This is a genomic window from Halomonas sp. BC2, from assembly GCF_002078115.1.
Lineage (GTDB): Bacteria > Pseudomonadota > Gammaproteobacteria > Pseudomonadales > Halomonadaceae > Vreelandella > Vreelandella stevensii.
Window position 1 is genome coordinate 53,449 of record NZ_LFGT01000018.1, and the last position, 12,490, is coordinate 65,938.

Annotated in this window: 11 protein-coding genes; 10 read left to right on the top strand and 1 reads right to left on the bottom strand. The window is 61.5% G+C overall.

What is annotated here, in order from left to right; genetic code table 11:
* Positions 1-270: 270 nt before the first annotated feature.
* A complete protein-coding gene (gene nudE, locus B7L71_RS12045) occupies positions 271-885 on the bottom strand; it encodes an ADP compounds hydrolase NudE (RefSeq protein ID WP_081138206.1) in 615 nt (204 codons plus the stop codon).
* A 70-nt stretch (positions 886-955) separates the two neighbouring features.
* Between nudE and yrfG the strand changes: the two genes are divergently transcribed.
* From yrfG to rsd, 10 genes are all read left to right on the top strand, one after another.
* On the top strand, positions 956-1,603 hold the full coding sequence (gene yrfG, locus B7L71_RS12050) for a GMP/IMP nucleotidase (RefSeq protein WP_081138208.1): 648 nt from the start codon (positions 956-958) through the stop codon (positions 1,601-1,603).
* 78 nt (positions 1,604-1,681) lie between these two features.
* Positions 1,682-2,071: a ribosome-associated heat shock protein Hsp15 gene (gene hslR / locus B7L71_RS12055; protein WP_016913307.1), complete on the top strand. Its 390-nt coding sequence runs from the start codon at positions 1,682-1,684 to the stop codon at positions 2,069-2,071.
* 54 nt (positions 2,072-2,125) lie between these two features.
* A complete protein-coding gene (gene hslO, locus B7L71_RS12060) occupies positions 2,126-3,001 on the top strand; it encodes an Hsp33 family molecular chaperone HslO (RefSeq protein WP_081138210.1) in 876 nt (291 codons plus the stop codon).
* A gap of 313 nt (positions 3,002-3,314) precedes the next feature.
* The gene (locus tag B7L71_RS12065) at positions 3,315-4,871 is read left to right on the top strand and encodes a phosphoenolpyruvate carboxykinase (protein WP_081138212.1); all 1,557 of its coding nucleotides are present in this window, start codon (positions 3,315-3,317) and stop codon (positions 4,869-4,871) included.
* A 264-nt stretch (positions 4,872-5,135) separates the two neighbouring features.
* Positions 5,136-6,488 carry an NADP-specific glutamate dehydrogenase gene (gdhA, locus tag B7L71_RS12070; protein ID WP_081138214.1) on the top strand — a complete coding sequence of 451 codons (1,353 nt, stop codon included), beginning with the start codon at positions 5,136-5,138 and terminating at the stop codon, positions 6,486-6,488.
* Between the two features lie 134 nt (positions 6,489-6,622).
* Positions 6,623-7,036 (top strand): nucleoside diphosphate kinase regulator, encoded by a 414-nt coding sequence (gene rnk, locus B7L71_RS12075; protein WP_016913314.1) that lies wholly within the window; start codon positions 6,623-6,625, stop codon positions 7,034-7,036.
* 89 nt (positions 7,037-7,125) lie between these two features.
* Positions 7,126-9,480 carry a Tex family protein gene (locus B7L71_RS12080; RefSeq protein WP_081138228.1) on the top strand — a complete coding sequence of 785 codons (2,355 nt, stop codon included), beginning with the start codon at positions 7,126-7,128 and terminating at the stop codon, positions 9,478-9,480.
* Between the two features lie 139 nt (positions 9,481-9,619).
* Positions 9,620-11,260, top strand: coding sequence for a glutamate--cysteine ligase (gene gshA, locus B7L71_RS12085; protein ID WP_081138230.1), 1,641 nt, complete (start codon positions 9,620-9,622; stop codon positions 11,258-11,260).
* Positions 11,257-11,778 carry a disulfide bond formation protein B gene (locus B7L71_RS12090; RefSeq protein ID WP_081138231.1) on the top strand — a complete coding sequence of 174 codons (522 nt, stop codon included), beginning with the start codon at positions 11,257-11,259 and terminating at the stop codon, positions 11,776-11,778. The genes gshA and B7L71_RS12090 overlap by 4 nt, the downstream gene beginning before the upstream one ends.
* A gap of 115 nt (positions 11,779-11,893) precedes the next feature.
* Positions 11,894-12,382 carry a sigma D regulator gene (rsd, locus tag B7L71_RS12095; RefSeq protein ID WP_081138233.1) on the top strand — a complete coding sequence of 163 codons (489 nt, stop codon included), beginning with the start codon at positions 11,894-11,896 and terminating at the stop codon, positions 12,380-12,382.
* Positions 12,383-12,490 lie beyond the last annotated feature (108 nt).

Sequence of the window (12,490 nt, forward strand, 5' to 3'; positions counted from 1 at the left end):
TAAGCGGAGCGCACCCGCGAAGCAGCGCGGAGAGCGCTGCCGATGGGGCCATCTGGGGTGATGGTGGCACGGTGAGAGATGGTGGCATGATCGGGGCGGCTGGTGCCGCCCTCCGCGGGTGCCTCATTTGCTCGTTGCTCTCGCTCAATCGTTACGCCGCGCTACGGGAGGTTGCATGTGCTTGGGGAGCGGTATAGCCGTAGCGCGGCGTAAGCAGAGCGCACCCGCGAAGAGCGCTGCCGATAACGGCGCAGGAGTGGTTAAACGGCGCTAGAGCAAATCAATGCCGTTGCTGCGCTGCTCTTCGCGTAATCGGTCACGTGCGATGTAGAGGGCGGCGATGGCGCGTGCTTCGTGGAAGTCGTCCCTTAGCAGCAGCGCGGGGAGCTCTTCGATGGCGTGGGTTTCCACGATCAGGGGCTCGGGCTCGTCGCCGGGCAGGCGTTTGGGGTAGAGGTCGGTGGCGATCAATACCTGCATGCGGTGTCGCATGTAGTTGGGGGCCAGCGAGAGTTCCACCAGCGGCTCGATGCGGTGGGCGCCAAAGCCGCACTCTTCCATGAGTTCACGGTTGGCGGCGGCCACGACATCCTCGCCGGGGTCCACCAGGCCTTTGGGCAGGGTGAGTACGTAGTCCTCGAAACCGGCCGCATACTCACGAATCAGCAATACGTGTTCCGGGTCCGGCATGGCGATGATCATTACGGCGCCTCGGTCGGCACCGGTGAGGCGCTCGAACTGGCGCTCCTCTCCGTTCGAAAAGCGCAGGTCCAGCGCCTCGATCTGGAACAAGCGGCTTTGGGCCACGGGGTGGCGAGCCAGAATCGTGGGCTTGCGCGGGTAGCGCTCTGTGGCGTCGCTGGTGGTGGAATCGTCGCGGTCCATCATGCCTCCGTGGCTGCAAAAAACGGGTTACGCTACAATAGCACGCTTACTCTCAAAGACTGGAGTGGCCATGATTGATTGGCGCGAGATCGACACGGTGCTGTTGGACATGGATGGCACGCTGCTGGACCTTCACTTCGACAGCCACTTCTGGCTGGAGCATCTGCCACGCCGCTACGTCGAGCTGCACCAACTGGATCAAGCCAGTCAGGAAGCGCTGAAGAGCCGCATCATCGGTGAGCAGGGCACTCTGAACTGGTACAGCCTGGCCTATTGGAGCCGCGAGCTGAACGTCGATATTGTGGCCCTCAAGCGTGAAGTACAGCACCTGATTGGGTTACGTGGCGATGCACTGGATTTCCTTGGTTGGCTCAAGCAGGCCCATCCTCGTGTGGTGCTGGCCACCAACGCCGACCGCGCCAGTCTTGCACTGAAATTACCGCTCACCGGGTTGGGAAACTACCTGGATGCCATCATCTCCTCGGAAGACCTTGGCGCTGCCAAGGAGGAGCAGGCCTTCTGGTTCGCGCTGCAGGAGCGAGAACCCTTCGACCCCGCACGCACCCTGTTCATCGACGACAACGCTCGGGTACTGGAAAGCGCCAGAGAGTTCGGGATCAAGTACTTGCTAGGCATCAAGCAGCCCGATAGCCAGCGGCCCGAAAAAGAGCTGCAGGAGTTCGTGGCCCTGGACCGATTTGCCCAACTGTTGCCATGAGTGCGGCCTGGGCATCGGCCACTGAGTGATCCGCCAGTGGCGGCCTTCAGGGGCAGCCAATAGATGAGGAGAGTGCCAATGAGCGACAGCGTTCGCCTGGACAAGTGGCTATGGGCTGCACGGTTTTTCAAGACCCGCGCCTTGGCCAAGAAAGCGATAGAAGGCGGCAAGGTTCACTACAACGGTGAGCGTGCCAAGACCAGCAAGAACGTCGAGCTGGGGGCGCTGATTCGCGTGCCCCAGGGCTGGGACATTTACGAGGTGGAAGTCACGGCGCTTTCAGACCAGCGCAGGGGCGCACCCGAAGCACGCACTCTGTACGCCGAAACCGAGGCCAGCGCCCAGCGTCGTGCCAAGGAAGCCGAGGCGCGTCGGCTCACCAACGAAGCGATGCAGCATCCCCTCAAGCGCCCCGATAAGAAGCAGCGCCGCGATATACACCGATTTCAACGCCAGCAGGGCGAGTAGCGTCGCTGACGCCTGCCTTGCCGACGCTCCCCTTTCTCACTTCATGGTTTCACTATGTCTGATCAGATCCAGCGTTTCCTGTTTGACCAAACCAACGTGCGTGGCGAAATCGTCACGCTGAGCACCGCCTATCAGGAAGTGCTCGACCGTCATGCCTACCCACCTGCGGTCAATGCCCTGCTGGGCGAGCTGCTGGCAGCGGTGGCCCTGCTGACCGATACGGTCAAGCTGGACGGCACGCTCAGCATCGAAGTGCGCGGCCAGGGCGCGCTGGCGCTGTTGATGGCAGAATCCAACCCGGGCGGTGAGCTGCGCGCCATTGCGCGTATCGCCGAAGAGGCCGCGCTGCCCAGCGAGCAGGCAAGCTTCCGTGAGCTGGTCGGTGACGGCCAGATCATGATCACCCTGGACCCTCAGGAAGGGCACCGCTACCAGGGCATCGTGGCACTGGATCACGATACCCTGGGGGGCTGCCTGGAAGCCTATTTCGGCCAGTCCGAACAGCTACCTACCCGGCTGTGGCTGGCCGCCGATGGCCAGCGGGCGGGCGGGCTGCTGCTGCAGCGCTTGCCGGACGCCTCGCAAAACCAGGACGTGGATGCCTGGGAGCGCAGCGTGCACCTTGCCGAAACGATCAAGAGCGAAGAACTGCTGGGGCTGGAGCAGCGTGAGGTGCTGTATCGGCTCTACCACGAAGAGACCGTCAGGGTCTTCGAACCCAAGGCGCTGCGCTTTGGCTGCACCTGTTCCCGGGAGCGTATGAGCCATGCACTGCACACCCTGGGCAAGGAAGAGTTGATGGATATTCTCCAGGAGCAGGGCGCCATCGACACCCAATGCCACTTTTGCCACACGAAATATCACTACACCGCCGCAGATATTGAAATTTTGTTGGAAGACCCGGGCGCACCACCGCCGGTCATTCACTGATTGTGTAGTCGGCTGCTGATGGGGTGGGCTTCCAGGCCGCCTGGCGCCACCCCAGAGGAGACAATGCGCTCGGCGCACCCAGCAAACGGTTGTTTGAAAATATACTGCGCTGCAACACAAAATGTAGTGTCATTGTAGTAGTTTAACTACAAGATATTTGCGAGAAGCCCCCGTTTCCCGGGGGCTTTCTTTTTGCCATAATGCGCCGGACTTCAGCGCGCCCAGCCCGTTCGCGAGTGGTTGGGATGACTTTTAAAGGCGTCGTACGACGCCCGGTAAACGAGATAAACGGCCGCAAGGCCCAGGAATCGACATGACCACGACTCAAGCCGCTCCTCAAGCCCACGTCAATCTCAGCAGCGCCGAACTGATCGAGCGCGCCGTGGCCCGTGGTGAAGGTCGCCTCTCGGCGAACGGAGCCCTGGTAGTCAACACCGGCGTACGCACCGGGCGTTCACCGAAAGACCGTTTTATCGTCGATGAGCCCTCTACTCGTGACAGCATCGATTGGGGCAGCGTCAACCGCCCGTTCGACGCCGAGAAGTTCTCGGCGCTGTGGGCGCGTGTCGAAGACTACCTGGAAAGCCGTGAGCGCTTCGTGGCCGAGCTGCACGTGGGCAGCGACAACACCCACTACCTGCCGGTACGTGTCACCACGGAAACGGCCTGGCAAAACCTCTTTGGCCGCACCATGTTCGTGCGCCCGCTGGCCTACAACCAGGCCGCCAAGGAAGAGTGGACCATCCTCAACGCTGCAGGCTTCGAGTGCGACCCGAACCGTGATGGCACCAACTCCGACGGCTGCGTAATCATCAACTTTGCCGAGCGCAAGGTGCTGATCGCTGGCATGCGTTACGCCGGTGAAATGAAGAAAGCCATGTTCTCGGTGCAGAACTACCTGCTGCCCGCCGCCGACGTGCTGCCGATGCACTGTTCTGCCAACGTGGGTGAAGATGGCGAAACCTGCCTGTTCTTCGGCCTCTCGGGTACCGGCAAGACCACGCTCTCCGCGGATCAGGCGCGCTTCTTGATTGGTGACGACGAGCACGCCTGGGGCGACGGCATCGTCTTCAACATGGAAGGCGGCTGCTACGCCAAGTGCATCGACCTTTCCGAGAAGAACGAGCCGGTCATCTGGAACGCCATCAAGTTTGGCACCGTGCTGGAAAACGTCGTCCTGGATGACCGCCGCGAGCCGGACTACGCCGACGACAGCCTGACCCAGAACTCCCGTGCAGCTTACCCGCTGGAGCACGTCGAGAAGCGCGTGGCCGAAAACCTGGCGGGTGAGCCCAACGCCATCGTATTCCTGACCTGCGACATGTCGGGCGTACTGCCGCCGGTGTCCATCCTGTCCAAGGAAGCCGCGGCCTACCACTTCCTGTCGGGCTACACCGCCAAGGTCGGCTCCACGGAAATGGGCTCTTCCGAAGGTCTGGCGGCAACGTTCTCTACCTGCTTTGGCGCGCCGTTCTTCCCGCGTCCGGCCCGTGAATACGCCGACCTGCTGATCAAGCGTGTCGAAAAGAAAGACGCCCAGGTGTACCTGGTGAATACTGGCTGGACCGGTGGTGCCTACGGTGAAGGCGGCTCGCGCTTCTCGATCCCCACCACGCGCGCCATCATCAGCGCGATTCAGTCAGGCATCCTGCGTGATGTCGAGACCAGGCACATCGACGGCCTGAACCTGCAAGTGCCGCTGGCCGTGCCGGGCGTGGACTCCAGCCTGCTGGACCCCCGCGACACCTGGGCCGACCGCGACGCCTACGACCGTCACCTGCAAGACCTGGCCACCAAGTTCGTGGACAACTTCAAGAAGTTCGAAGGCGTCAACGAAGCGATCATCAAGGCTGGCCCGCAGCTGACCTGATACTCGCTGTTTCATCGCGTCAAGGGAGGATGCCTGGCATCCTCCCTTTTTCTATTGTGCGCCGCTATTCGTTAAAAAAACGTTTATCAAGCTTGGTTAATGTGCCAATAGTGGGCAAAAAAATTGCGACTTTAGTCGAGTTTCAGCCGATTTTTTTCCCATACCGAACCGGCATAGGGTATGCAGAAAAACGCTGTCACAGTTAAATACCGTCATGCGCTGGCCAGCATAACGACATTCTCATTACGGTAACGGTACGACGCCATGCCCTACGTTCATGACACCCTTGCGGGGCTTGCCAAGAGTAGCCCTGCTCAAACCGAGTTCTATCAAGCCACCGAGGAAGTGCTCGAGTGCTTGCGCCCCCTGTTCGAGCGCTCGCCGCACTATCACCAGCACAGTATCATCGAGCGTATGATCGAGCCTGAGCGGCAGATCATGTTCCGCGTCAGTTGGCTGGATGACAAGGGTCGGGTGCAGGTCAACAAAGGGTATCGAGTGCAGTTCAACTCGGCCCTGGGGCCTTATAAAGGGGGGCTACGGTTTCATCCCAGCGTGACCGCAGGCACCATCAAGTTTCTGGGGTTCGAGCAAATTTTCAAGAACGCGCTGACCGGCCTGGCGATTGGCGGCGGCAAGGGCGGCGCGGACTTCGACCCCAAGGGCAAGTCGGACAACGAGATCATGCGCTTCTGCCAGTCGTTCATGACCGAGCTGTACCGCCACGTGGGGCCCCATAGCGATGTGCCCGCCGGCGATATCGGCGTGGGTGCCCGCGAGATTGGCTATCTGTTTGGCCAGTACAAGCGGCTGACAGGGCGTTACGAAGGCGTGCTGACCGGCAAAGGGTTGAATTGGGGCGGCTCGCTCGGGCGCAAGGAGGCCACCGGCTACGGCGCGGTCTACTTTGCCCAGAACATGCTGAACGCCCAGGGGGAGAGTCTGGCAGGCAAGACTTGTCTGGTGTCCGGCGCGGGCAACGTTGCCATCTATACCATCGAAAAGCTGCTGGAACTCGGTGCGCTACCGGTGACCTGCAGTGATTCCAAGGGCATGATTCATGATCCTCAAGGCATCGACCTGGGGCTGCTCAAGCGTCTGAAGGAAGTGGAGCGGGTTTCCCTGGAGGCTTACCTTCACGAGCATCCTGAGGCACACTATGTGGCGGCACGGGATTACCCCGCCGATGGCCATGCCGTATGGCGGCTACCGGCGCAGGTAGCGTTTCCTTGTGCCACCCAGAACGAACTGACCGAACAGGATGCCCAGGCGCTGATCGCCAACGGGGTGAGCTGTATCAGTGAGGGGGCCAATATGCCCTCCACCAAGGCCGCCGTCGAACGCTTTATTGCCGCCAGGCTCGCTTACGGTCCTGGCAAGGCCGCCAACGCCGGTGGTGTGGCCACGAGCCAGCTGGAAATGGCCCAGAACAGCAGCATGGAGCAGTGGTCGCTAGAGAAAGTCGATGAAAAACTCAAGCACATCATGGCCGATATCTATCAGCAGTGTGCTGACACGGCAGAAGAGTTCGGCGAACCCGGTAACCTGGTGCTCGGTGCCAACATCGCAGGCTTCCGCAAGGTGGCCGATGCCATGATCGAGCAGGGCGTTACCTGATCATGTCAGTGGCCTGGTTCAGTGAGTTACCGGGCCACTTTAAATAAGTTATCCTGCGTATGGCAGATATCCACAGTCCTTTCCCTTTGGGGAAGGGCTGTTTTTTATGGTCGGTATCATCAAGGAGAGAGACCATGGGGCAACGTCCTCCAATCATCATCAACCGTCTCGATGCAGAGCGTCTGCAGCGACTGATCGATCAAGCACCGGAAAAGGATCAGATGGTGGCGGAATTGCTCGAAGAAGAGCTGCTGCGCGGCGAGGTGCTCGACCCGCAGGACATTCCCGATAGCGTCGTGAGCATGAATAGCCAGATCCGTTTCACCGACCTGACCCGAGGTCGGCAAATGATCCGCACGCTGGTCTATCCCCATGCGCTGGCCAGCGTGGAAGACGGTATTTCCGTCATGGCGCCGATCGGGGCCGCGCTGATTGGCCTGAAAGTGGGCGATGTCATCGAATGGCCGCTGCCCAATGCCACCGAAGTGAAACTGCGGGTGGATGCCATCTTCTGGCAGCCCGAGCGGGAGAAGCAGTTCCACCGCTAGGGCGGTCTCGGGCGCGCAAGCCATGCCAGCACAGGTGCTTTGTGGTACCGTGTCGGCACCTCGAAGGCTGCATGAGCTGGTTGCACGTTATGGATGTCAAACAACGGATTATTGCGCGCCTGGCGTCAGAGCTGGGCGTACGACCTGAACAAGTCCTGGCCACGGTGGAATTGCTGGATGGCGGCGCCACCGTGCCTTTCATCGCCCGCTACCGCAAGGAAGTGACCGGCGCGCTGGACGATACTCAACTGCGCCAGTTGGATGAGCGCCTGCGTTACCTGCGCGAACTGGAAGAGCGGCGCGAAGCCGTGCTGGCGGCCATCGATGAACAAGGCAAGCTGGACCCCGCGCTCAAGGCCACCATCGAGGCCGCCGACACCAAGCAGCGCCTGGAAGACCTCTACCTCCCGTTCAAGAAAAAGCGCCGCACCAAAGCTCAGATTGCCCGGGAAGCCGGTCTCGAACCTCTGGCGGATGCGCTGCTGGCCGACCCCACCCTCGACCCGGAAAACGAAGCGGCACGCTACCTGCGCCCAGCAGAAGGGGAAGTGCCCGCCACCGAAGATGCCAAGGCCGCCCTCGACGGTGCCAAGCAGATTCTGATGGAGCGCTTTGCCGAAGACCCCGAGCTGATCGGCCAGCTGCGTGAGCGGCTCTGGCAGGAAGGCGAGCTGAGCGCCCGGGTGCTGGAAGGCAAGCAGCAGGAAGGCGCCAAGTTTTCGGATTACTTCGAGCACGACGAAAAACTCGCCAGGGTGCCCTCGCACCGTGCGCTGGCCATGTTCCGTGGCCGCAACGAAGGGATTCTGGGGCTGGCCATTCGCTTGCCCGGTGAAGAAGACGCCCCGGTGCATCCTGCCCAGGTGGCCATTGCCCGTCAGGTCGGTATTCGCGATGAAGGGCGCCCGGCCGACAAGTGGCTGGGCGAAGTGGTGCGCTGGACCTGGCGTGTCAAACTCTACACCGCGCTGGAAACCGAGCTGCTGGGCCGCCTGCGCGAACAGGCCGAGCAGACCGCCATTGATGTCTTTGCCGCCAACCTGAAAGACCTGCTGCTGGCGGCCCCGGCGGGGCAGAAAGTCACCCTGGCGCTGGACCCCGGCCTGCGTACCGGCTGCAAGGTAGCGGTCATCGATGCCACTGGTCAGTTCATCGACCAGGCCACCATTTACCCCCACGCTCCCCAGAACCGCTGGAACGAATCGCTGGAGGTGCTGGCGCGGCTGGTCAAGCAGCATCGTGTGCAGCTGATTGCCGTGGGCAACGGAACCGCCAGCCGTGAAACCGACAAGCTGGCCGGGGAGCTGGTGAAGGCGCTGGCGCCCGCGCAGCCGCTGAGCAAGGTCATGGTGTCGGAGGCTGGGGCATCGGTGTACTCGGCGTCGGAATACGCGGCCCGTGAGCTGCCCGACCTCGACGTCACCATCCGGGGGGCGGTCTCGATTGCCCGCCGCCTGCAGGACCCGCTGGCCGAGCTGGTGAAGATCGAGCCCAAATCCATCGGGGTAGGCCAGTATCAGCACGACGTCTCTCAGGTGCAGCTCTCGCGCAGCCTGGAAGCCGTCATCGAAGATTGTGTTAACGCGGTGGGCGTGGACCTCAACACGGCCTCCAGCGCGCTGCTCTCCCGAGTGGCTGGCTTGAGCGCCGCGATGGCCGAAAACATCGTCGCGCAGCGCAACCTGCAGGGTGCCTTCAAAAGCCGCAAGGAGCTGCTCGGCGTCAGCCGTCTGGGGCCCAAGACGTTCGAACAGTGCGCCGGTTTCCTGCGCATCAGCAATGGCGACAACCCGCTGGATGCCAGCGCCGTCCACCCAGAGGCCTATAGCCTGGTCGAGCGCATCGCCAAGCAGAGCGGGCGTGACCTCAAGGGCCTGATTGGCGACAGCGCCACCCTCAAGGCGCTGAAGCCCGCCGATTTCGCCGATGAGCGCTTCGGGGTGCCCACCGTCAGCGACATTCTCAAGGAGCTGGACAAGCCAGGCCGAGACCCGCGCCCGGAGTTCAAGGCGGCGGAGTTCCGCGAAGGCGTGGAAACGCTCAAGGACCTCACCCTGGGCATGGTGCTGGAGGGCACGGTGACCAACGTGACGCACTTCGGCGCGTTCGTGGATATCGGGGTTCATCAGGATGGTCTGGTGCATATCTCGGCCTTGTCCGAGCGGTTCATCGACGACCCGCGCAGCGTGGTCAAGGCGGGCGACATCGTCACCGTCAAGGTGATGAGCGTCGATATTCCCCGCAAGCGAGTCGGGCTTTCCATGCGTCTCAGCGATGAACCAGAGCAGCCCGAACAAAGCGGTAGCCGCGCCGCTCAGGAGCCGCGCAAGCCTGCGCGCAGCAACCGGCAATCGGGCCAGCGCCAGGGGCAACAGCAGGGCAATACACCGGCGGCCATGGGCGCCCTGGGTGCCGCGTTGTTGAAGGCCAAGCGGGGCAAATAGTCGCGTGTCTTGAAAAACACAGGGCTGTCGCCATATCCTGCCCACTATTCCCTATCAGGTAGGATACAGTTCATGGTCACGCCCGCCGGTTTCCACAAGGTCTGCGTCATGCAGGCCTTATCAACAAGGAGTGTTCACCTTGTCTGAACCACTCACGGTGCCTACGTCGCTGACTGCTCAGGTCGAGCGCCTGCTCCCCAGTGCCCGTTTGGGGCGTTTGGGGCGGCTGCGTCGCGGGCTAGAAAAAGAGGGGCTGAGGGTCGATGCGCAGGGCCATATCGCACAGACCCCACACCCCCAGGCGCTGGGCTCCAAGCTGACCCACCCACACATCACCACCGACTACTCCGAAGCGCTGCTGGAGTACATCACCCCGGTGTATTCGGAACCCAGGGAGGCGCTGGCCTTCCTGTCCGATCTGCATACCTTTACCTACCATCATCTCGATAACGAGTGGATCTGGCCTGGCAGCATGCCTTCTCGGCTCTCCGGTAACGACAGCGTGCCGATTGCCGACTACGGCAGCTCCAACGTGGGCACCATGAAGCACGTTTACCGCAAAGGGCTGGACGTGCGCTACGGGCGGATCATGCAAGCCATTGCCGGTGTGCACTACAACGTCTCACTGCCTGAAGACATGTGGTACGCCCTGCGCGAGATGGAAAAAGCCACCCACGTACCGTTCAACGACTACCGTTCGACGCGCTACTTTGGCTTGATTCGTCACTTCCGTCGCCATAGCTGGCTGCTGCTCTATCTGTTTGGTGCGTCTCCCGCCGTGGACAAGAGCTTCCTGCCCAATGGGCAAGTGCCGAGCAAGCTGCAGCCGCTCGGTGACGATACTTATATCGCCCCCTACGCTACCACGCTGCGCATGTCCGACCTGGGGTATCAGAACAAGGTCCAGTCGCAGCTGAAAATCTGCTTCAACTCGCTCTCCAACTACGTCAACACTCTGCGCCATGCGATTTCCACACCGTGGCCCGATTATGAAGCGCTGGGCGTTCGGCAAGGCGATGAGTGGCAGCAGCTCAATGCCAATATCCTGCAGATCGAGAACGAGTACTACAGCGATATTCGCCCCAAACGCGTGGCTCGGCACAACGAAACCCCGAGCCAGGCACTCGAAGCTCGTGGCGTCGAGTACATCGAAGTGCGCTGTCTGGACCTCAACCCCTTCGATCCGTTGGGCGTCACGGAAGTGCAGATGCGCTTCGTCGACACCTTCCTGATGTGGTGTCTGCTCAGCGACAGCCCCTGGATTTCCGATGAAGAGTGTGACCGCCTGGATGACAACCGTCGCCTGGTGGTGGAGCGTGGGCGTGACCCCGAGCTGCGTCTCGTGCGTCAGGGGGAGTCGGTGACGCTACCCGAGTGGGGCGAGCAGATCTTCGCGGAAATGGCCGAGGTCGCTCGGCTGCTGGACGCTGTGGAAGACGACGCCCCCCATGCGGCCGCACTGGCAGAACTGCAGCCACGCTTGCGACAGCCTGAATTGACGCCCTCTGCGCAACTGCTGGATAAACTGCAATCAGGCAATGGCTCGCTCAGCAAAATGCTGCTTGGTATAGCTCAGGAGCAGGCGGATGCCTTGAAGAGCACTCCCATGCTGCGCTCACGGGAAGCACTGCTGGCACAGCTCATCGACACCTCGCACCAGCAGCAGCGCGATATCGAAGCGGCAGATCACGAAAGCTTCAGCACCTTCCTGGAAAACTACTTCACCAAGGCGCGTGAATCGCGAGCACTATCGGCCATTACACCTGAGGATGGGCAATGACCTCATCCGCTATTCGTCCGGTCGCGCTACTCGGCGTCGCCTTTTGTATCCTGATGATGGCCGTGGCGTTAGGACTGGAGCACATTGGCGGGCTGGAGCCTTGCCCGCTGTGTGTTTTCCAGCGCGTCGCGGTCATCGCCGCTGGGCTGGTGCTGGCCGTGGCTGCCATTCATAACCCCCGCGGCCGTTTCGGCAAGGGGTTATATGGCGTGCTCAGCCTGGCGGCGGTAGGTATCGGGGCATTCATTGCCGGCCGCCATGTCTGGCTGCAGGGCCTGCCCGAAGATGAGGTGCCCAGCTGTGGCCCAGGGCTGGACTATATGATGGATATTCTGCCCATGCAGGAAGTCGTGGCCATGGTGCTCACCGGCTCAGGCGAGTGCGCGGAAATCGATTTCATGCTGCTGGGGCTGTCGCTGCCTGGCTGGACACTGGTCGGGTTCGTCATTCTCGCCCTGGTGCCGTTACGTATGTTATGGCTAGCCGTGACGGGGCAGGGTACGTTAGCCAAGCGTTGATTATTCAAGGCACTCACCTCAGTATCAAGGAAATCGTGCCCGCCTGAATTGACAGGGCTGGAAGGAACAGCGAGTCTAGCCCTGATGAAGGCGGCTATCAGCAAGGAGAAGCCCCATGCTCGAAGATTGCAAAAATGCCCTGGAGCGCTGGGGGGGCGTACACAGCCTGATCGACCGCTGGTTGGATCAGCGTCGCGCACTACTGGTCAGCTTCATTGAGCTCAAGGAAGCCTGTGATGCCGAGCTCGAAGCCGTCAGCAAGGCGCGCATCGACACCTTCAGCGAGCTGCTGATGGATTACATCAGCGCGGGTCACTTCGAGATTTACCCGCAGCTGGCCGAAGAGGCCAAGGCATTCAACGACGAAAGCGCTCTGCACATTGCGGCCCGATTGCTGGAACGGTTGGAGATGTCCACCGCCATGGTGCTGGAGTTCGACGAAGACTTCGCCAGCCCGGTACGCTGCCAGCAAAACCTGGCCAGGCTGCCCGCCTGGATCGACCGGCTCGCCAAAGGGCTCACCGAACGCTTCGCCCTGGAGGACCAGCTCATCGCACGCCTCCACGCAGCCCACAGCCCCCAGCAGATCAAATCTCACGCTTAATGCCGCGCCCCCCGTAGCGCGGCGTAACGAAAGAGCGAGAGCAACGAGCGATAAAGGCACCCACGGAGGGCGGCGCCAGCCGCCCTGATGACGCCACCGAACCCACCG